This is a genomic window from Bacillus sp. SCT118 (genome assembly GCF_058566435.1).
Map to the genome: position 1 here is coordinate 192,473 of NZ_CP191225.1, position 22,310 is coordinate 214,782.

General features: G+C 44.0%; 13 protein-coding genes and 2 pseudogenes. 13 read left to right on the forward strand and 2 right to left on the reverse strand.

Translation table 11 applies throughout. The features are described 5' to 3' along the window. The first annotated feature begins 21 nt into the window (after nucleotides 1–21). The 9 genes and pseudogenes from bglH (at nucleotide 22) to dbpA (ending at nucleotide 14,441) form a co-directional block, all read left to right on the forward strand. Nucleotides 22–1,431, forward strand: coding sequence for an aryl-phospho-beta-d-glucosidase (gene bglH, locus ACQVGT_RS01020; protein ID WP_015483909.1), 1,410 nt, complete (start codon nucleotides 22–24; stop codon nucleotides 1,429–1,431). Between the two features lie 102 nt (nucleotides 1,432–1,533). Next, complete coding sequence (locus tag ACQVGT_RS01025; protein ID WP_003227162.1) at nucleotides 1,534–1,980, forward strand: universal stress protein; 447 nt, start codon at nucleotides 1,534–1,536, stop codon at nucleotides 1,978–1,980. Nucleotides 1,981–2,131: 151 nt separating this feature from the next. Next, a complete protein-coding gene (locus ACQVGT_RS01030) occupies nucleotides 2,132–3,067 on the forward strand; it encodes a DMT family transporter (protein WP_015385070.1) in 936 nt (311 codons plus the stop codon). Between the two features lie 164 nt (nucleotides 3,068–3,231). Continuing rightward, the gene (wapA, locus tag ACQVGT_RS01035) at nucleotides 3,232–10,239 is read left to right on the forward strand and encodes a tRNA nuclease WapA (protein WP_015483907.1); all 7,008 of its coding nucleotides are present in this window, start codon (nucleotides 3,232–3,234) and stop codon (nucleotides 10,237–10,239) included. A gap of 22 nt (nucleotides 10,240–10,261) precedes the next feature. Beyond that, a pseudogene (gene wapI / locus ACQVGT_RS01040) lies at nucleotides 10,262–11,181 on the forward strand (immunity protein WapI). 89 nt (nucleotides 11,182–11,270) lie between these two features. Beyond that, nucleotides 11,271–11,399, forward strand: a pseudogene (locus ACQVGT_RS01045) (hypothetical protein); the annotation flags it as partial. Beyond that, nucleotides 11,391–11,621 (forward strand): hypothetical protein, encoded by a 231-nt coding sequence (locus ACQVGT_RS01050; protein ID WP_489581905.1) that lies wholly within the window; start codon nucleotides 11,391–11,393, stop codon nucleotides 11,619–11,621. The pseudogene ACQVGT_RS01045 and the gene ACQVGT_RS01050, both read left to right, overlap by 9 nt. 149 nt (nucleotides 11,622–11,770) lie before the next feature. After that, on the forward strand, nucleotides 11,771–12,919 hold the full coding sequence (locus tag ACQVGT_RS01055; RefSeq protein ID WP_015385066.1) for a rhamnogalacturonan acetylesterase: 1,149 nt from the start codon (nucleotides 11,771–11,773) through the stop codon (nucleotides 12,917–12,919). Between the two features lie 82 nt (nucleotides 12,920–13,001). Continuing rightward, the gene (gene dbpA / locus ACQVGT_RS01060; protein ID WP_015385065.1) at nucleotides 13,002–14,441 is read left to right on the forward strand and encodes an ATP-dependent RNA helicase DbpA; all 1,440 of its coding nucleotides are present in this window, start codon (nucleotides 13,002–13,004) and stop codon (nucleotides 14,439–14,441) included. A gap of 18 nt (nucleotides 14,442–14,459) precedes the next feature. On the opposite strand, the gene ACQVGT_RS01065 is transcribed toward dbpA, so the two are convergent. Beyond that, nucleotides 14,460–15,746: an MFS transporter gene (locus tag ACQVGT_RS01065; protein ID WP_015385064.1), complete on the reverse strand. Its 1,287-nt coding sequence runs from the start codon at nucleotides 15,744–15,746 to the stop codon at nucleotides 14,460–14,462. A 206-nt stretch (nucleotides 15,747–15,952) separates the two neighbouring features. On the opposite strand from ACQVGT_RS01065, the gene ACQVGT_RS01070 reads away from it, so the two are divergent. The 3 genes from ACQVGT_RS01070 to bglS all read left to right on the forward strand — a co-directional run bounded on the left by ACQVGT_RS01070 (nucleotide 15,953) and on the right by bglS (nucleotide 18,586). Further along, entirely contained in the window at nucleotides 15,953–16,633 is a 681-nt protein-coding gene (locus ACQVGT_RS01070) for a hypothetical protein (protein ID WP_015483905.1), read from the forward strand. A 94-nt stretch (nucleotides 16,634–16,727) separates the two neighbouring features. Further along, on the forward strand, nucleotides 16,728–17,561 hold the full coding sequence (gene licT / locus ACQVGT_RS01075) for a transcriptional antiterminator LicT (protein ID WP_015483904.1): 834 nt from the start codon (nucleotides 16,728–16,730) through the stop codon (nucleotides 17,559–17,561). A gap of 296 nt (nucleotides 17,562–17,857) precedes the next feature. Continuing rightward, nucleotides 17,858–18,586: a beta-glucanase gene (gene bglS, locus ACQVGT_RS01080; RefSeq protein WP_015483903.1), complete on the forward strand. Its 729-nt coding sequence runs from the start codon at nucleotides 17,858–17,860 to the stop codon at nucleotides 18,584–18,586. Nucleotides 18,587–18,743: 157 nt separating this feature from the next. On the opposite strand, the gene citH is transcribed toward bglS, so the two are convergent. Further along, complete coding sequence (gene citH, locus ACQVGT_RS01085) at nucleotides 18,744–20,024, reverse strand: citrate transporter CitH (protein WP_015385060.1); 1,281 nt, start codon at nucleotides 20,022–20,024, stop codon at nucleotides 18,744–18,746. Nucleotides 20,025–20,224: 200 nt separating this feature from the next. Here citH and ACQVGT_RS01090 point away from each other — a divergent pair, with 200 nt between their 5' ends. Beyond that, nucleotides 20,225–22,285 carry a catalase gene (locus ACQVGT_RS01090; protein WP_015385059.1) on the forward strand — a complete coding sequence of 687 codons (2,061 nt, stop codon included), beginning with the start codon at nucleotides 20,225–20,227 and terminating at the stop codon, nucleotides 22,283–22,285. The last annotated feature ends 25 nt before the right edge of the window (nucleotides 22,286–22,310 follow it).

Genomic DNA, 22,310 nt, shown 5'->3' on the forward strand with positions numbered 1-22,310 from the left:
AAAACTAATGGGGTGATCAATATGAGTTCAAACGCAAAACGATTTCCAGAAGGATTTTTATGGGGCGGCGCAGTTGCTGCCAACCAAGTGGAGGGTGCTTATAACGAGGGTGGTAAGGGGCTTTCGACAGCTGACGTATCTCCGAACGGGATCATGTCTCCATTTGATGAATCAATGACTTCCTTGAATCTGTATCACAACGGGATTGACTTTTATCATCGTTATAAAGAGGATATCGCCTTATTTGCAGAAATGGGATTTAAGGCGTTCCGCACATCGATTGCGTGGACGAGAATTTTTCCGAATGGCGATGAAGAGGAGCCCAATGAAGAAGGCCTCAGCTTTTATGATGATCTGTTTGATGAGCTGTTAAGGCATCATATTGAGCCTGTCGTAACCATCTCTCATTATGAAATGCCGCTCGGTTTAGTGAAAAATTATGGAGGCTGGAAGAATCGCAAAGTCATAGAGTTTTATGAACGCTATGCCAAAACGGTTTTCAAACGCTATCAACACAAAGTGAAGTATTGGATGACGTTCAATGAAATTAACGTGGTGCTCCATGCGCCATTTACCGGAGGCGGCCTTGTTTTTGAAGAAGGAGAAAACAAATTAAACGCGATGTACCAGGCGGCACACCACCAATTTGTGGCCAGTGCTCTTGCTGTCAAAGCGGGCCACGACATCATTCCTGATTCGAAAATCGGCTGTATGATAGCGGCAACGACAACCTATCCGATGACTTCTAAGCCGGAGGATGTCTTCGCGGCAATGGAGAATGAGCGCAAAACACTTTTCTTCTCAGATGTTCAGGCAAGAGGCGCATACCCGGGATATATGAAACGCTATCTGGCAGAAAACAATATTGAAATTGAAATGGCTGAAGGCGATGAAGAGCTCTTGAAAGAACATACGGTGGATTATATTGGATTCAGCTACTACATGTCGATGGCGGCGAGCACAGATCCGGAAGAGCTTGCAAAGTCAGGGGGCAACCTGCTGGGCGGAGTCAAAAACCCTTACCTCAAATCATCAGAATGGGGCTGGCAAATTGATCCGAAAGGCTTGCGCATCACGCTCAACACCTTATACGACCGTTATCAGAAGCCGCTGTTCATTGTTGAAAATGGCCTTGGCGCTGTAGACAAGGTTGAAGAGGACGGCACGATTCAGGACGATTACAGAATCAACTATCTGCGTGATCATTTAATTGAAGCGCGCGAAGCCATTGCAGACGGCGTTGAATTAATCGGATACACATCATGGGGGCCAATTGACCTTGTCAGCGCATCTACCGCGGAAATGAAAAAACGCTACGGCTTCATTTATGTGGACCGGGACAATGAAGGACATGGAACATTTAATCGCATCAAGAAAAAAAGCTTCAACTGGTATCAGCAGGTTATCGCCACAAACGGAGAGAGTCTCTGACAATTTTTTGAAAACTCATGCGCTTCAATTGACAATAACGAAATGCAGGCGGACAATAAAAGAGAAAGATGAACCACCCACAGTCCGAAAGGCGGGAAGAGCATGTTTAACAAAATGTTAGTAGCGATTGACGGATCAGACATGAGTGCAAAAGCGCTTGATGCCGCGGTGCATTTGGCAAAAGAGCAGCAAGCGGAACTAAGCATTCTTCATGTGGGGAGAGAAGCCGTCGTCACGACTTCTTCTCTGACGGGAATTGTCTATGTGCCTGAACACTTTATTGATGAAATCAGGAACGAGGTTAAAAAAGAGGGCCTGAAAATCCTTGAAAATGCAAAAGAAAAAGCAGCCGAAAAAGGCGTTCAAGCTGAAACCATTTACGCGAATGGCGAGCCGGCGCATGAGATACTAAATCACGCAAAAGAGAAAGGCGTCAGCCTGATTGTAGTTGGCAGCCGGGGGATCAGCGGCCTGAAAGAAATGATGCTTGGAAGCGTCAGCCATAAAGTGTCTCAATTATCAACATGCCCGGTTTTGATTGTTCGATAGATTTGTAAAAAAAGCGCCCTCGGGCGCTTTTTTCTATTTAGAATAGAAGTGTTATAATATCCACATGTAAAAAAGAGGAATTCTATGTATAGATTTCTGAATTTATTAAAAACTATTTATGCCATGCAGTACTGGAGGTAGAATACGGTTGATGCAGCAAGATCTCTCAATCACACCAAAACAAAAATCAACAGCCGTAATCAAAATGGTCATCTCCATGGTGATTTTCGGCTCCATCGGCTTTTTCTCAGAGCATACCAATCTGCCGTCATTTGAATTGGTCTTTGTTCGCTGCCTTTGCGCGACGCTGTTTTTAGGCCTTTGCTGGCTGGCGTCCGGCCAGTATAAAACTGAAAAATGGAGCAAGAGAGACGTGCTGCAAACATTGGCGTGCGGTTTCTTTCTTGTATTCAACTGGGTGTTCTTATTTAAGTCTTTTGAAGAAACGTCCGTTACAATTGCCATCTCCGTTTATCATCTAGCGCCGGTGCTTGTTCTTCTTCTGGGGAGCTTCCTCTACAGAGAGAAATTAAATGTGATCTCCGTCAGCTCCATTATCATCTGCTTTCTGGGAACTGCGCTGATTTCCGGGATTAACGGCAGCACTTCATTGACACAGCTGATGGGATCAGGGATCATATGGGCAGTTCTCGCCGCACTGTTTTATGCGTTCACCACTTTATTGGGAAAAGGCATTCACAATCTCAGTCCTTACACGACCACCTTCTTGCAGACGGGTTTAGGGGTTATCATCCTGATTCCGTTTATTCACTTTGGCGCTTTTGCTGATCTATCTCAGGGAAACTGGATTATGGTGGTATCTACCGGCATCATCCATACGGGTATTGTATATTTGTTATTTTTTGACAGTTTGCGATTTTTATCAACGAAATTTATTTCAATCATTGTATTTCTCGACCCCGCTGTCGCGATCGTGCTCGATACCGTCTTCACAGGCTTCCGCCCTGACCTCTATCAAACGCTTGGCATCGTGCTGATCTTTGCGGGCATGGCCTTGACGCTTGTCAGGAGGCAGGGGAAGGCGAATGTGGCAGCTGAGGGTACGGATATTGAACAAATGCAATAATGGAAAATGTAAAAAGGCCTATGCGGCCTTTTTTTGTTTTAGGTCAATTGACTCTCGCTAATCCTTAAAATAAGATAAATTTTCTAGAAAAATATTGTAATAATATTTCAGTCTAGTTAAGATTATTGAGTAAATATTACTTTTATTACAAAAGGAGAGAGAAAATGAAAAAAAGAAAGAGGCGAAACTTTAAAAGGTTCATAGCAGCATTTTTAGTGTTGGCTTTAATAATTTCATTAGTGCCAGCCGATGTACTGGCAAAATCCACAGAAGAAGAGAATGGAGATCGTATTGCTGCCGATGATCCAGAAGAAACTCTTCAGAAAGAACAAACTGAGGAAGCCGTACCTTTTGATCCAAAAGATATAAACAAAGAGGGTGAGATCACCTCTGAAAGAACAGAAAATACAAAACTCTATTATGAAGGTGACGGTGTCTATAAACAGGAAGTATACCTTGATCCTATTCATACAAAGGAAACACCTGATGCCGACTGGGAAGACATTTCTCCTGAGTTAAAAGAGTCGACAAGCAAACAAGTCGAGACAGAGAATGCCATTTTGAATTCAGATTTTCAAAAGCAAATGAAGAACGGGCTTTATGCGACTTTTGAGCATAATGACCATAAGGTTACATATTCACTTGTAGAAGCGAAAGGCCCGAATAAAACTTCACTTACTCCGAAAGATACCTCAGCAGATTATAAGACTGACAGTAATGAGATTGTGTATCCGGATGTTTTTCCGAATATTGATCTTCAGACTTTCACATTCAATGAAAACATAAAAGAAGATTTAGTCCTTCATCAGTATGATGGATACAACACATTTACATTTCAGTTAAAAACCGATTTGCAGGCTAAAGAACAAGAGGATGGATCCATTGATTTTTCTGATGAAAAAGGCAAAGTTGTTTTTTCTGTGCCTAAACCTTTTATGACGGATTCAAAACTAGATGAGCTTTCCGGCGAGGTTGAACGTTCAGACAAAGTCAGCTATAAGCTGGAAAAGAATGAAGGAGGGTATTTGCTTCATCTTACGGCAGACGAGAGTTGGCTGAAAGACCCAGAACGCGTATATCCAGTATCTATCGACCCGTCAACTTCTTTATCTGTTTCATCGGACACGTTTGTCATGAGTGCCTACCCGACGACGAACTATTCGGCCTCCTCACAAAAATGGGATGCTAATTTAAAGGCCTATGTACTGAAAACGGGCTATTATGACAAAACAACAGGCACAAACTATGCGTTCATGAAATTTAACAACCTAAAGCCAATTCAAAATATGACTGTCACTAAAGCTACATTAAAAACATACGTAGCCCATTCCTATTATGGAACAAAGGCAACCGGTCTTTGGCTGGATACGGTCAACAGCAATTATGATAATGCAAAAGTGACATGGAACACCAAACCGGCATCTAAAAATATCGGAAAAGCCGACGTCCATAAAGGACAGTGGGCGAGTTATGATGTGACCGCTGCTGTAAAGTCATGGAACTCCGGCGGGGCCAACTATGGGTTTAAGCTTCATACAAACGGAAACGGTAAGGAATACTGGAAAAAACTAATTTCTTCAGCGAACTCCGCCAATAAACCGTATATTGAAGTGACGTATACCATACCAAAGGGAAACACCCCTACAATTAAAGCCTATCACAATGGTGATTCCACTGGTTATTTCGATATCAGTTGGAAAAAGGTTGAAGGTGCGAAAGGGTATAAGGTATGGATTTACAATGGTAAAGAATATCAAGCGATTTCTACAGGCAACGTCACGTCGTGGAGCACAAAAGGGAAAAAAATCTGGCCTACGAGCGCAGAAATTGCTTCCAAGAGATATAAACTGCATCTGGACGGCAAGGACGGAGCCGAATTGGCACTAGACCCATCCCCGGTCTATAAGAACTCCGGCGGAAGCTATGCCACAAGCAAAAACTATTGGATTGGCGTCAGTGCAATATTTGACCAAGGTGAAGGAGCGATGTCCGCACCGGCAAAACCCGTTATCCCTAATGTAGGAAAAGCACAAACACCATCAGCAAAAGGCTACAACAATGGGAATGCCACAGGGTATTTCGATCTTTCTTGGAAAGCTGTATCTGGTGCAACCGGCTATAAGGTTCAGGTGTTCAATGGGAAAGGCTTTGAGACATTTGATCTGGGAAATCAGACGTCTTGGACCACCAAAGGGAAAAAGATTTGGCCGACAAGTGCTGAAATTAAGGCTGGGAAATATGCTCTTCATCTGAAAGACGGCAATGGTGCAGAGCTGCCGATCAATCCCGGACCAACCTATAAAAACGCCGGGGGAGATGGAGCCAAAAAAAATTACTCGTTTAAAATTATCGCATACAACAAAGATGGCGAAGCCATTGCATCCCCGGCTGCTAACCCGGCACTTCCTGATATCGCTAGGCCAAAGAATTTAACTGGCTATTTGTATACAAATACAAAATCGAGTCAAACGGGTTATGTGAATTTGATATGGGAAAAGGTTCAAAATGCGAAGGGCTATAAAGTTAACATTTACAACGGTAAAGAATATCAGTCCTTTGATGTTGGTGATGCTGATCATTGGACAACCCAAAATAAAAACATCTGGCCGACTTCTGAGGAAATCAAAGCCGGAAGCTATAAGCTTCATACAGATGGAAAAGGCGGGGAATTAGCCCTCGATCCATCACCTGTCTATAACAATGCAAATGGGAATTACAAAGGGAAGAAGAATTATTCTTTCACGCTTGTCGCCTATGATGCGAATGGTGAAACGATTCCAACGGCGCCCTTTAACCCAACGTTCCATGAAGGCGCAGAATTCCTTGGGACAGAAGAATACTGGTCTATCATTGATATCCCAAGCGGCCAGTTAAATGGTGCGACAGGCAATGTCATTGTGAATGAAGAAGATTTGTCAATTGACGGACGCGGTCCAGGACTTGGCTTATCGAGAACCTACAACAGTCTTGACAGCTCTGATCATTTATTTGGGCAAGGCTGGTATGCTGATGCAGAAACATCTGTCATCTCAACGGATGGCGGGGCAATGTATATCGATGAAGACGCTACGACACATCGATTCACGAAAAAAGCCGATGGCACGTATCAGCCGCCGACCGGTGTATATCTTGAATTAACAGAAACAGCTGATCAGTTCATATTAAAAACAAAGGATCAAACCAACGCTTATTTTAATAAAAAAGGCGGCAAACTCCAAAAAGTAGTGGATGGCCACAACAATGCAACTGTCTATACTTACAATGACAAAAATCAACTGACCGCCATTACAGATGCATCAGGCCGCAAGCTTACATTTACCTATGATGAAAACGGCCATGTGACTTCCATCACCGGACCTAAGAATAAGAAAGTCACCTACTCATATGAGAATGATTTGCTGAAGAAGGTTACAGATACAGACGGGACTGTCACAAGCTATGACTATGATGGCGAAGGGCGCCTTGTCAAACAATATTCAGCCAACAGTACCGAAGCAAAGCCTGTCTTTACCGAATATCAGTATAACGGACACCGTCTCGATAAAGCGATCAACGCTAAAAAAGAAACATATGTCTACAGCTATGATGCTGATAAAAAGACGCTTCTCATGACACAGCCAAATGGCCGGAAGGTACAGTATGGCTATAATGAAGCGGGAAATCCGATTCAGGTTATTGATGATGCCGAAGGGCTAAAAATTACAACGAATACAAAATATGAAGGCAATAATGTTGTAGAAGATGTCGATCCAAACGACGTCGGCACCGGAAAAGCAACGGAAAGCTATCAATATGACAAAGATGGCAACGTTACGTCTGTTAAAGACGCATATGGAACTGAGACATACGAATACAACAAAAACAACGATGTCACAAAAATGAAGGATACCGAGGGCAATGTCACGGATATTGCTTATGACGGACTGGATGCTGTATCCGAAACTGATCAGAGCGGAAAATCATCGTCAGCAGCTGTTTATGATAAATACGGAAATCAGATTCAATCCAGCAAAGATTTATCAGCTTCAACTAATATTTTGAAAGATGGAAGCTTTGAAGCACAAAAATCCGGCTGGAATCTGACTGCTTCTAAAGACAGCGGCAAAATCTCAATTATCACCGATAAAAGCGGGGTTCTTTCCGGATCAAAGGCATTGGAAGTCTTGAGCCAATCAACGTCTGCCGGAACAGATCATGGGTATTCGTCAGCAACACAAACAGTTGAGCTGGAGCCGAATACAACCTATACATTAAGCGGGAAAATCAAAACAGATCTAGCGAAATCAAGAGCCTACTTTAACATTGATTTGCGAGACAAAGATCAAAAACGAATACAGTGGATTCACAATGAATACAGTGCATTAGCCGGAAAAAATGACTGGACAAAACGGCAAATCACTTTTACGACTCCAGCGAATGCAGGAAAAGCTGTTGTGTATATGGAAGTCGATCATAAAGATAAAGATGGTAAAGGAAAAGCATGGTTCGATGAAGTCCAGCTGGAAAAAGGCGAAGTATCATCGAGCTATAACCCAGTTCAAAACAGCAGCTTCACATCAGCAACGGAAAACTGGAATGTAAGCGGGGCATCCGTTGATTCTGAAGAAGGCTTTAATGATGAAGTATCATTAAAAGTTGCCCGGACCAGTGCGTCCCAAGCTGGATCAGTAACAAAACAAACCGTTGTCTTAGGGCAAAGCGCAAATGACAAACCGGTTTATCTCACACTGACAGGCATGTCGAAAGCAAGCAGTGTCAAGTTCACAGATGAAAAAGACTATTCTCTGCAGGCTAATGTCACTTACGCGGACGGCAGCACAGGCGTATACAATGCGAAATTCCCTTCTGGAACACAGGAATGGAACCGCGCAGCTGTGGTTATACCAAAAACAAAGCCGATCAATAAAGTCGATATCAGCATACTGTTCCAAAAGAGTGCAACAGGAACCGCGTGGTTTGATGATATCCGTTTGATTGAAGGAAGCCTTCTAACAAAAAGCACGTATGACAGTAATGGTAACTATGTGACTAAGGAAGAAGATGAACTAGGATACTCTACTTCAACTGATTACGATGAAACTGGTAAGAAAACGTCTGAAACGGATGCAAAAGGTGAAAAAACAACCTATACGTATGATCAGGCAGACCAACTGACAAACATGACGCTCTCCAACGGTACGTCTATCCTTCACAGCTATGATAAGGAAGGCAATGAGATAAGCAAAACCATCCGGGCGGGGGCAGATCAAACCTATAAATACGAATATGATGTGATGGGCAAGCTTGTCAAAACAACTGACCCTCTCGGCAATGTGTTAGCAAGCGAATATGATGCCAACAGCAACCTGACCAAAACCATTTCACCGAATGGCAACGAAGTATCTCTTTCTTATGATGGAACAGACCGGGTGAAATCAAAGTCGTATAACGGTACAGAAAAGTACAATTTCACGTATGACAAAAATGGAAATGAAACGTCGGTCGTTAATAAAGAGCAGAACACCACAAAGAAACGGACATTTGACAACAAAAACCGTTTAACCGAATTGACTGACCGCGGCGGCAGCCAAACTTGGACATACCCTAGTGACTCCGATAAGCTGAAAACCTTCTCGTGGACTCATGGGGACCAAAAAGGAACGAATCAATTTACGTATAACAAGCTGGACCAAATGATTGAGATGAAAGACAGTACATCTTCATATTCATTTGATTATGATGAAAATGGAAACGTCCAAACCTTTATTACGGGCAACGGCGGCGGAACAAGTTTTTCATATGACGAAAGAAACCTTGTAAGCTCGCTGCATATCGGTGACAAAAACGGCGGAAGCATTCTGACGGAAAGCTATGAATATGATGCCAACGGCAATCGCACAACGATAAACAGCTCAGCAAGCGGCAAGGTGCAATATGAGTATGGGAAGCTGAATCAGCTTGTCAAAGAAACCCATGAAGACGGTACTGTTATTGAATACACATATGATGGATTCGGAAACCGGAAAACCGTTACAACTATAAAAGACGGCTCAAGCAAAACGGTGAACGCTTCCTTCAACATCATGAACCAGCTGACAAAAGTCAATGATGAAAGCATCTCTTACGATAAAAACGGCAACCGCACATCCGACGGCAAATTCACATATACGTGGGATGCAGAAGATAACCTGACCGCCGTTACCAAAAAAGGCGAAGACAAGCCATTCGCAACATATAAGTATGACGAAAAAGGAAACAGAATCCAAAAAACCGTCAACGGAAAAGTCACGAACTACTTCTACGACGGAGACAGCTTGAACGTCTTGTATGAAACAGACGCGGACAACAACGTCACAAAATCATACACGTACGGAGACAGTGGCCAGCTGTTATCCTACACAGAAAATGGCAAGAAATATTTCTATCACTACAACGCTCACGGCGACATCATCGCGATCTCAGACAGCACTGGAAAAACCGTTGCCAAGTATCAATACGACGCATGGGGAAATCCAACAAAAACCGAAGCAAGCGACGAAGTAAAAGACAACCGCTACCGCTACGCAGGCTACCAATACGATGAAGAAACCGGCCTGTACTACCTCATGGCCCGCTACTACGAGCCAAGAAACGGCGTGTTCCTATCACTCGACCCAGACCCGGGCAGCGACGGAGATTCATTGGATCAGAATGGGTATGCTTATGGAAATAATAACCCAGTGATGAATGTTGATCCGGACGGGCATTGGGTATGGCTTGTGGTAAATGCCGGATTTGCAGCCTATGATGGATATAAGGCATATAAATCAGGTAAAGGATGGAAAGGTGCTGCTTGGGCAGCTGCTTCTAATTTTGGTCCTGGGAAGATATTTAAGGGTGCTAAAAGGGTTTATAGGTTTGCGAAATCAGGTAAAAATTTCAACTGGAAACATATCAAAAAAGATCATGGTCCTAAGTCGAAGGCACGAATGCCAAATGGGCAACCAAAAAGCAAGTTTAGAAGTGCTAAAACTTTAAGAAGAACAACTAAGGCAACAGCAAGAACTAGACCGGCATACGTCCAGAAAGATGGTAGAACAGTTCACTTTAAGAAGTTTAAAAAGCCTATTGGAAGAAAAACGAATGGTCGGCATACTTATACTGTAAAGGTTGTTAAGTCTGGAAGGTATGTTGTAACGAGTTATCCTTATTAAAAAGTGAATAAAAGGAAGAGGGATGATTCTTTCTTCCTTTTAAAAATAGAAAGGATGTCATCTATGCATGAACTAAAATTTAGAGATTTGAATGTCGAAGTAAATGAGGAAGATACAGTATTACTATCGATGACTGAATCAGAAATAATTGTATTGACTAAAAAGGAAATCGATTATGGTGCTAAATATATAAATCATATTGTTCTCTACGGTAACACTGATGGACGATTCTTGAATAGCTTTAGCATACAAACAAACGAACAAGTCATAAATGTACAAAAAGTTGATGATTCATTCTTGTTTTTGATTGATAAAGAGTACGAGGATAGTGTTAGAGACGTTGAACCCAATATATATTTGTGGAATCCGATTGAAGGATTCCATCAATCTTTTTATGCGGGGCGGTACATTAATTCAATGATGATAGATCAAAATAAGAATTTATGGGTCGGCTATGATGAAACGGGTATATTTTCATGCGTGGATCAGGAAATAAGCACGAGAGGGATTAATAAATTCGTTTTTAAAAATGGAAAATATGAATTGTATTCCCACGGTGTTAGTTCTTATGTGATTGACCAATATTATTCTACTTTTGTAAGTGAGGATGCCATCTATTTGTATTACAGATCGATGGGTGAAGATTATTTACAAAAATTGAATTTACTTGGAGAAACATTAGAAAGAGTTGAGGTTGGAATAGAGTGTAGTTCATGCATCAAAAATGGATCATCTATTTATCTTTTCAGTCGTGATGATGACTCTTATAATATTGAAAAAGCATTCAAGACAAATGACATGCAAAATTATGTAGAACAAGAAATTTCAAATGAAAACAATGGAGAAAGTCTATGTTTTACACAAGTAGCTTCCTATAAAGATAAGGTTGCAGGAATTGATCATAATAATAAGCTTTTTCTGTTAAATAATCAAAGCTTATAAAAGGGGATGCTTAACAAGTAGACTCATTATATTTGGTAAGCAGTGAAAGTGAGAAATCTAGATGAAACATAAAAATAGGGGGAATTCATTTGAATATCTCACAATACGAGAAATTGAAAAAGCATCTTTCTGATGAGGATACAGGTCCATTTACATTAAACGAGTTTTCTTTCTATATGAAAGAAGATGATCGTTATATTCAAATTCCTGTGTTTGAATTAAAACTATCAGCTCAAACCTGTGACATTCATTTGCGGTTTGAAGACATTAGTGCATCAAAGCTGGATGACCTTGAATCCATCGATGCGGTTGAGTTGGAGATTGAACCGACTGACGATCAATGGGAAAGACTCCGTTATTATGTGTATGATCAAGAAGATCAGATGAGTTTCTATTGCGGAGGTTGGGATGTGATCAAGTGTGACAAGAAGTCACACTGATTTTCCCCTTTTTTGCTTGAGACCCCCCTTTTTAAATATGGCACATCAATTTTATTTTTCAACGCCATTTTTTTCTGCATTCAGTCATCATAAAGAAACAATCACCGAGTATGCATTAATGTATTCGTTTTCATAGAGGGGGAGTCTTGATGAAAAAATGGATGGCAGCGGTTTTTGTGATGATGCTGATGCTGTGTTTTGGCGGGAATGAGAGGGTGAAGGCAGCGGAGCCGAAGGTGTATCAGTTTGACTTTGGAAGCGGTTCAGTGGAGCCTGATTACATTGGTGTCAGGGCGTCTGATCGGTATGATCGGTCAAAGGGCTACGGTTTTCAAACACCGGAGAATATGAGGGATGTGGCGGCATCCGGGACTGGTGTGAAGAGTGATGCGGTTCAGTTTTTAGCGTATGGGACGAAAAGCAATAACACGTTTAATGTGGATCTCCCGAATGGCCTTTATGAGGTGAAGGTGACGCTTGGCAATACGGCAAGGGCCAGTGTGGCGGCGGAGGGCGTGTTTCAGGTCATTAATATGACAGGGGATGGCGCGGAGGATACGTTCCAAATTCCTGTCACCGACGGGCAGCTGAATCTGCTGGTGACAGAGGGGAAAGCTGGCACCGCTTTTACGCTTAGCGCCTTGAAAATAAAGAAATTGTCTGATCAGCCGGTGACGAACCGAACCATTTATGTCGGCGGCGACTCGACGGTGTGCAATTATTATCCGCTCAACAGCAGCAAGCAGGCGGGCTGGGGGCAGATGCTGCCTCACTATATCGATAAACATACCTTTCAAGTGAGAAACATGGCGTCCGGCGGGCAGATCGCGAGAGGATTCAGAAATGATGGACAGCTTGAGGCGATCCTGAAGTACATCAAGCCGGGAGATTATTTTATGTTGCAGCTCGGCATTAATGACACAAATCCAAAGCATAATGAATCTGAAGCGGAGTTTAAAGAGATGATGCGTGATATGATTCGTCAGGTGAAAGCGAAAGGAGCCGACGTCATCCTATCAACGCCTCATGGCCGGGCGACCGATTTTACTTCTGAAGGCATCCATTCGTCTGTAAACAGATGGTACAGGGCCTCTATTTTAGCTTTGGCCGAAGAGGAAAAAACACATCTCATTGACTTAAATGTCCTCAGCTCGGCATACTTTACATCGATCGGTCCGGAAAAAACACTCGGGCTTTATATGGATGGAGATACGCTGCATCCGAATCGCGCGGGGGCCGACGCACTGGCGCGATTGGCTGTTCAGGAGCTAAAACGCCAGGGAATCGATGGCTTTTAACACGTCATATTTTCGACAAAACACATATGCCTTCGTCAATTAGAGTATAATGAGAACATCTGCAAGAGACAGGAGTTTATACATGAGTCATTTTAAAAACTATCAAATCAGTCATGACATTTTACGAGCACTGGAAGGACTAGAATATACAGAACCGACCAAGGTGCAGCAGAGCGTGATCCCCGCTGCCCTTGAACGAAAGGATCTTGTCGTCAAATCACAGACGGGAAGCGGGAAAACAGCTTCGTTCGGAATTCCTCTCTGTGAGCTGGCGGATTGGGATGAAAACAAGCCGCAGGCGCTTATTTTAACTCCAACCCGTGAGCTTGCGGTGCAAGTAAAGGAAGATATCACGAACATCGGACGATTTAAACGGATCAAAGCGACAGCCGTATTTGGAAAATCCTCCTTTGATAAACAAAAAGCTGAGCTTAAGCAAAAAAGCCACATTGTTGTCGGTACGCCGGGACGTGTTCTGGATCATATCGAAAAAGGCACGCTGCCGTTGGATCGTCTCTCTTATTTGGTCATTGATGAAGCGGATGAGATGCTGAATATGGGCTTCATTGAGCAGGTGGAGGCGATTATCAAGCATCTTCCGACTGAGCGCACGACGATGCTGTTTTCGGCGACGCTTCCGCAGGATATCGAGAAGCTGAGCCGTCAATATATGCAGAACCCCGAGCATATCGAAATCAAAGCGGCCGGGCTTACCACAAGAAATATTCAACATGCGGTGATTCAAGTAAGAGAAGAGAATAAGTTATCATTGCTGAAAGATGTGCTGATGACGGAGAATCCCGACAGCTGCATCATTTTCTGCCGAACGAAGGAGCACGTCAATCAGCTGACCGATGAATTGGATGACTTAGGATATCCATGCGATAAAATTCACGGCGGAATGATTCAGGAAGACCGATTCGACGTCATGAATGAATTTAAACGTGGCGAGTACCGTTACTTAGTCGCGACGGATGTCGCCGCGCGCGGGATTGATATTGAAAATATCTCCCTTGTCATCAACTATGATCTGCCGCTTGAAAAGGAAAGCTATGTCCACCGCACGGGCCGAACGGGACGCGCAGGGAACAAAGGAAAGGCCATTTCGTTTGTCACGGCCTTCGAAAAACGGTTTTTAGCCGACATTGAAGAATATATCGGATTTGAAATCCAAAAAATAGAAGCACCTTCTCAAGAGGAAGTGGCAAGGAAGAAACCAGAATTTCTAGCTAAAATGAATGACCGTCCGGAAAGCAAAAAGGACAAAAGCGAAGAGCTGAATAAAGACATTATGAAGCTGTATTTTAACGGCGGAAAGAAAAAGAAAATCAGAGCCGTTGATTTTGTAGGAACGATTGCCAAAATAGACGGTGTGTCAGCTGACGACATCGGCATCATCACGATCATGGATAACGCCTCATACGTTGAGATTTTAAATGGTAAAGGCCCTCATGTTCTCAAAGTGATGAAGAACACAACCGTCAAAGGGAAAAAGCTGAAGGTGAATAAAGCGAATAAATGATGAATGACCTGCTCCCAGTTAAAGGGGCAGGTCATTTTGCTGCTGGCTGACATCGGTGCTGGTCTCCTCCGGAACAAAGGCAAGAATCACAATGCCAATTACAAACAAAATGATCAGACTGAACACCGCAGTTGAGGATTTCCCGGTCAGCTGGGCGGTCACGGCAATGAGCAGCGGCCCCATAATTGAGGCGAATTTTCCAAAAATGTTGTAAAAACCGAAGAATTCATTAGCGTGGCGCTTTGGCACAAGCTTGGCGAAATAGGAACGGCTGAGGGCTTGAATACCGCCCTGCGAGGTGGCGACAAGCATAGCCAGTATCCAGAAATCAAGCGTTGTCTCCATAAAATAGGCATACACGCAAACGATCATATAAATGACGATCCCGACGTACAGCATGGTCTTCCCCGTGAAGCGTTCTGCCAGTTTTCCGTATATAATCGAAAACGGCGCAGCGACCACCTGGGTGACAAATAGGATGATCAGGAGGCTTGAGGAACCGATCCCTAAATCTGATCCATAGGATGTCGACATCGTAATAATCGTGCCGACTCCGTCGATATAAAAGAAATAAGCGAGCAAAAAGAGGAAAAGTGCCCGGTATTGCCTGATCCGTTTCATCGTCTGGCCGAGCCGCTTAAAGCTGTTGATGACAATATGAGGTTCTCTTTTGATGTAATAGCGTTGATGGACATGTTTAATCATTGGGATAGTGAACAGCCCCCACCAGGCAGCCGTTATGAAAAAGGACAGCTGGCTTGCTGCCGATACAGACACTGGAATAGTCTCTGCTTGTGCGAGCAGGATGACAGCAATACTGATGATAAATGGAATCGTGCTGCCAATGTATCCTAAGCCAAAACCCCGTGCCGAGACGAGATTCATCCGCTTCTCAGGCGTGACGTCCACGAGAAAGGCATCATAAAACACATTGGCGCCGGAAAAACCGATAGCCGATATCGTATAAAACAGCAGCAATAGCAGCCAATGCTCACTTGGGATAAAGGCGAGCATCGCGGTGCTGGCGACACCGGCTGACACAAAGAAACCGAAGAACTTTTTCTTGCACCCTTCATAGTCGGCGATTGTGCCTAAAATAGGGCCGAGCATCGCAAGAATAAACGTTGAAATCGCAATGGTATAGCCCAGATAGGCAGTCGATTGAGCGGCGCTGACACCGCTTTCCGCAGCTGCTGATTTATAAAATAACGGAAATACCGCGGTGGTCACGACAATTGAGTAAGCAGAATTTGCCCAGTCATATAATACCCAGCTGTTTTCTTGTTTCGTAAATCGTTTCATCATCAGAGCCCCTCTCCGGTAACGATACTTCTATTGTACGAGAAATGGGCCTGAAAAGAATGGAATGCACGTCAATTTTTACAAAATATTTATGTTTTTTCGCTTCAAATCATACTTTTGATTTATTGCTGGGGTTAGGTGCATCTGGTACCATTTAACTATATTTTATGGTATTTTCCAGAAGGGATTCAGCAGAGAGGAGACAGAGCATGAGGCAAATAGGCTTGTGTATAAGCCTGCTGGTCACAGTTCTTGTGATGAGCGCATGCGAAAGTGAAGGTGAGGCTCAGATGTTCGCAGACTGTGATCAAAAGACAGTAAAACAAACCGCAGCCAAACCGATGAACAGTAAGAAAAAGCAGGATTTCCAAGCCCTCGCAAGCGACAGGCAGCTGGCCATTGTGTTCAGTTCCATGATACAAGTGAGCGAAGCATTTGATTATGGGATCGGCAATCCAGAATACTTCGTGAGAAGCAGCATGACTGAAGAAGAAGCAGACATTGCGAAGGAGAATCTCGAATCGATTAAGCTTGAGAACAAATCACTCAAAAATCAAAACAGCGAGGCGGTCGCCTTGCTACAAAAAACGCGTAATCAAGACATGAGCCGCATCGAAATTCAGCAGCTGACAGAAAATAGAGCTGCTTTTTTTGAGACCGCAGACAGTATGATCAAACTCATCGGCCAAGTCACACCGAAAAACGCGAAGAAGACAAGACAGCAGCTGGATCAGCTGAAAAAACAATATACACAATACAGCGCCGAAAGCATCAAAATCATGAACAGCATTGTCAAAAAGCAGAAAGCTGACAAGGCAACATTTGAACGCCATCTGGAGGCGCTGCTTCAAAAACAGCCCGGACAGCAGGTACGGAGTGAATTGTACTGACCAGCTTCCGTCTTTCCCTGATGATATTGACCTAGTACAAAAAGAATGTACAATCAAGATATAGTCTGTTCTTAGTTGATTGGAGGGACATGTCATGAAAATTGCGAAGGTGATCAATAATAATGTGATCAGCGTGGTCAATGAACAGGGGAAAGAATTGGTCGTAATGGGCAGGGGGCTCGCGTTTCAGAAAAAGTCCGGCGATGATGTCGATGAAGCCCGCATTGAGAAAGTGTTCACGCTCGATAACAAGGATGTATCAGAAAAGTTCAAAACCCTTTTGTATGATATACCGATCGAGTGTATGGAGGTATCCGAAGAGATTATCAGCTACGCAAAATTACAGCTCGGCAAAAAGCTCAACGACAGCATCTATGTGTCGCTGACCGACCATATTAACTTTGCCATCCAGCGCAACCAGAAAGGGCTTGATATCAAAAACGCCTTGCTGTGGGAAACAAAACGGCTGTACAAAGACGAATTTGCGATCGGCAAAGAAGCGTTAATCATGGTAAAAAATAAGACTGGTGTGTCTCTGCCAGAGGATGAAGCAGGCTTTATTGCTCTGCATATTGTAAATGCCGAGCTGAATGAAGAGATGCCCAATATCATCAACATTACAAAAGTCATGCAAGAGATTTTGAGTATTGTAAAATACCATTTTAAGATTGAATTAAACGAAGAATCGCTTCACTATTATCGGTTCGTCACCCACTTAAAGTTTTTCGCGCAGCGTCTTTTTAACGGCACTCACATGGAAAGCCAGGACGATTTTTTGCTGGATACAGTGAAAGAAAAGTATCATCGCGCGTATGAATGCACGAAGAAAATCCAAACCTACATTGAGCGGGAGTATGAGCACAAGCTCACAAGTGACGAGCTGCTGTATTTAACCATTCACATAGAAAGGGTAGTTAAACAAGCATAATGAGAGCGCTGACATTTTTATTTTCGTGTGTTCGTTTTTTTCTTACATTTCCATATGATGATGGTAGGATTGTTACTGATAAAGCAGGCAAAACCTAAATTACAATGAGTGCGGATCATCTCTGTCTGTGCTGATGGTAATTTAGGTTTTTATTTTTTTCAGGGGGAGGGTGATGATAGTTACAGGATTCAAGTAAGTAAGGTTCGGTATTATCATTATTTTGACCGATGTTCCCTTTTAAAAGAATCATGTAAGATCAACATAGAAAACGCTTTCAATGAAAGGGGAATGCCAATATGCCTTATCTGAAACGAGTGTTGTTGCTTCTAGTCACTGGATTGTTTATGAGTTTGTTTGCAGTCACTTCTACTGCCTCGGCTCAAACAGGTGGATCGTTTTTTGACCCTTTTAACGGCTATAACTCCGGTTTTTGGCAAAAAGCAGATGGTTATTCGAATGGAAATATGTTCAACTGCACTTGGCGGGCTAATAACGTATCAATGACGTCATTGGGTGAAATGCGTTTAGCGCTAACAAGCCCATCTTATAACAAGTTTGACTGCGGGGAAAACCGTTCTGTTCAAACATATGGCTATGGACTTTATGAAGTCAGAATGAAACCAGCTAAAAACACAGGGATCGTTTCATCGTTCTTCACTTACACAGGTCCAACAGATGGAACTCCTTGGGATGAGATTGATATCGAATTTTTAGGAAAAGACACAACAAAGGTTCAATTTAACTATTATACAAATGGTGCAGGAAACCATGAGAAGATTGTTGATCTCGGGTTTGATGCAGCCAATGCCTATCATACGTATGCATTCGATTGGCAGCCAAACTCTATTAAATGGTATGTCGATGGGCAATTAAAACATACTGCAACAAACCAAATTCCGACAACACCTGGAAAGATCATGATGAACTTGTGGAATGGCACGGGTGTCGATGAATGGCTTGGCTCCTACAACGGTGTAAATCCGCTATACGCTCATTATGACTGGGTGCGCTATACAAAAAAATAATGCCAAATGTGAAAGAGCCTGCTGCAATATAGCAGGCTCTTATCATTGTAATGAGGAGTTGTTGGCATGAATCTTCTATTTACTCATAATATCCTATTTGATCTTCTCCCCTCTGTAAATCACGTACTCACTCAATGCTACGATCAAGCTCATACATTTAGAAAGAAATAATCCCAATCAAAAGTGCGGCAATCGTCATCACAATCGTTGTTCCCACGGCCCATTTAATAGTGAATTTTTGATGGTCTCCAAAGCTGACGCCTGCCATTCCTACCAATAGATAGGTGGAAGGCACAAGCGGGCTGAGCAGATGAACAGGCTGCCCCAGCAAGGAGGCCCTTCCGATTTCAGCGGCGTCTATTCCGTAAGCGGAAGCGGCTTCGGCGATGATGGGAAGGACACCGAAGTAAAAGGCGTCATTCGACATGAAAAAGGTGAAGGGCATGCTGACGATCGCAGTGATCAACGGCAGGTGCGGACCCATGGCGTCAGGGATAAGTGAAACGAGAGAATGCGCCATGGCATCCACCATTTTTGTGCCGGAGAGAATGCCTGTGAATATGCCCGCAGCAAACACCATTGAGACAACGTTTAACGCATTACCCGCATGCGCCGAGATACGTTTCTGCTGTTCTTTGACATTTGGATAGTTGACCATCAAGGCGACGGCGAACGCAGTCATAAAAAGAACAGGGAGCGGCAGCAGGCTGGTGATCAGTGCGGCCATCAGGACGACAGTCAGCAGCAGGTTAAACCATTGAAGAGCGGGACGCTTGAGCGGTGCGGCCTCCGGATCGGAAGACGGTGCGTGATCAATCGAAATGACGCCGAGCCGCTTCCGCTCTTTCTTTCCAAGGATATAAGCAACGGCGATCACCCAGAGAATGCCGGCGATCATAGCGGGAATCAGCGGCGTGAAGACTTCTGACGTGTCCAATTTTAAGGAAGCCAAAACCCTCGCTGTCGGCCCGCCCCACGGGATAATATTCATAACCCCCGAACCGAGCATTGCTATTCCCGCTAACACCAAACGGTTCATGCCGAGCCGTTTGTAAAGAGGCAGCATCGCTGCAATGGTAATCATATAGGTTGTTGTCCCATCTCCGTCCAGCGAAATGGTCATTGTCAGAACCGCTGTGCCTACGGCGATTTTTAACGGGTCTCCTTTGACAAACGATAAGATTTTGGCAATGAGAGGATCAAACAGACCTGAGTCAATCATAATGCCGAAATACAGGATGGCGAATAACAGCATGATACCGGTAGGGGCGAGGTCTGTAACGCCCTGAATCATCATCTCGCCGAGATCTTTGCCAAATCCGCTGATCAGGGCGAACACAATAGGAACGACAATCAAAGCAATAAGAGCGGAAAGCCGGTTAGACATAATAAGGTACATAAAGACAATCATCATCACAAAACCGAGTATGGCAAGCATGATATGACCTCCCCTATTCAACAGCTATTTTGGTAAGCGCTTCCATCCTTTCTTTCTGTGAAGAAGGCTTATTTCAAATGTGTATGACCGCATATTTATATGTAGACCAAAAATCCTAATGAGCGGATTAGCAGTTTATATGAAGAACGCCACGGGTAAATATGCTGTAGAATGTTTCGTTTTAAAAAGGGGGAAGAGACATGAGTGATGACCAAAACAAACGTGTAAATGAACACTCAAAGGACGAGCAGCTTGAGCAGTACAGGGCCGATAACAGCGGGAAGAAAATGACGACAAACCAAGGCTTGCGGGTGTCAGAGGATGAGCATTCGTTAAAAGCCGGGGTTCGCGGCCCGACGCTGATGGAGGATTTTCACTTCCGGGAGAAAATGACGCACTTTGACCATGAGAGGATTCCGGAGCGCGTTGTGCATGCGCGCGGATTTGGCGTGCATGGCTTTTTTCAGGTTTACGAGCCGATGACCGAGTACACACGGGCCAAATTTCTTCAGGACCCTTCGGTGAAGACACCGGTATTTGTCCGTTTCTCTACGGTTGCGGGTTCTAAAGGCTCCGCAGACACGGTGCGGGATGCCAGAGGCTTTGCGACTAAATTTTATACTGAAGAAGGAAACTATGACCTTGTGGGAAATAACATTCCGGTGTTTTTCATTCAGGATGCGATCAAATTCCCGGATTTGGTTCACGCGTTTAAGCCTGAGCCACACAATGAAATGCCTCAGGCCGCGACCGCTCACGATACGTTTTGGGATTTTGTCGCCAATAACCCTGAGTCGGCTCACATGGTAATGTGGACGATGTCGGACAGAGGCATCCCGCGCAGCTACAGAATGATGGAAGGCTTCGGCGTTCACACGTTCCGTTTTGTCAATGAACAAGGAAAGGCACGTTTCGTGAAATTTCACTGGAAGCCGGTGCTCGGTGTGCATTCTCTCGTATGGGATGAAGCGCAGAAAATTGCCGGGAAAGATCCGGATTTCCATCGCCGTGACCTGTGGGAAACAATTGAAAACGGCGGCAAGGTTGAATACGAGCTCGGCGTGCAGATGATTGATGAGGAAGATGAATTCAAGTTTGATTTTGATATTCTTGACCCGACTAAGCTGTGGCCGGAAGAGCTTGTGCCGGTGAAAATCATTGGGAAAATGACGCTGAACCGCAACCAGGATAATGTGTTTGCGGAAACAGAACAAGTCGCATTCCACCCGGGTAATGTCGTGCCGGGCATCGACTTTACAAATGACCCGCTCCTGCAGGGACGGCTTTTCTCTTATACAGACACACAGCTCATCCGTCTTGGCGGTCCGAACTTCCATGAGATACCGATTAACCGGCCTGTATGTCCATTCCATAACAATCAATACGACGGCTATCATCGGATGACGATCAATAAGGGGCCTGTCGCTTATCATAAAAACTCACTGCAAAACAATGATCCGTCGCCTGCGACAGCTGAAGAAGGCGGCTACGTCCACTATCAGGAAAAAGTCGAGGGCAAAAAAATCCGCCAGCGTAGCGACAGCTTCAACGATTATTACTCACAGGCGAAGCTTTTCTGGAACAGCATGTCTCCTGTGGAGAAACAGCACATCATTTCTGCTTTCTGCTTCGAGGTCGGGAAGGTCAAAAGCAAGGACGTACAGCGGCAGGTCGTTGATGTCTTCAGCAATGTCGATGCAGATTTAGCGGAAGAAATCGCCAAAGGAGTAGGCGTGGCGACGCCCGCGAAGCGTAAAGCATCTAAAGAAATCCTTACTTCGCCTGCGTTAAGCCAAGCCCGTACAGTGAAAACCGCGTCAACCAGAAAAGTCGCTGTACTCGCCGGAAACGGATTTTATGAAAAAGAACTGCAAACAGTGCTGGAAGCCTTAAAGCAAGAAGGAATCACAGTGGATATCATCAGTCAAAATCTGGGGTATATGACAAGCGGCAGCGGACAGCAGCTTGAGGCCAGCGGCACGTTCCTGACGGTTGATTCTGTTCTGTATGATGCCGTCTATGCCGCAGGAGGGCCGGAGTTAAAAGACAACAAACAAGCGATGGCGTTTATCAGAGAAGCTTACAATCACTACAAGGCGATCGGTGCGGCAAATGAAGGAATTGACCTTCTTCAATCCTCTGTCGGGACAACAGAGGGACCAGGCATCGTAACGGCTGAAGAAGAACCTGACTACACCGCTTTCAGCAAGGCATTTATCGATGCGGTTGCTGCTCATCGCCATTGGGATAGACGAATTTGATCGGCTCCTGTATCTTTAAGGAAGA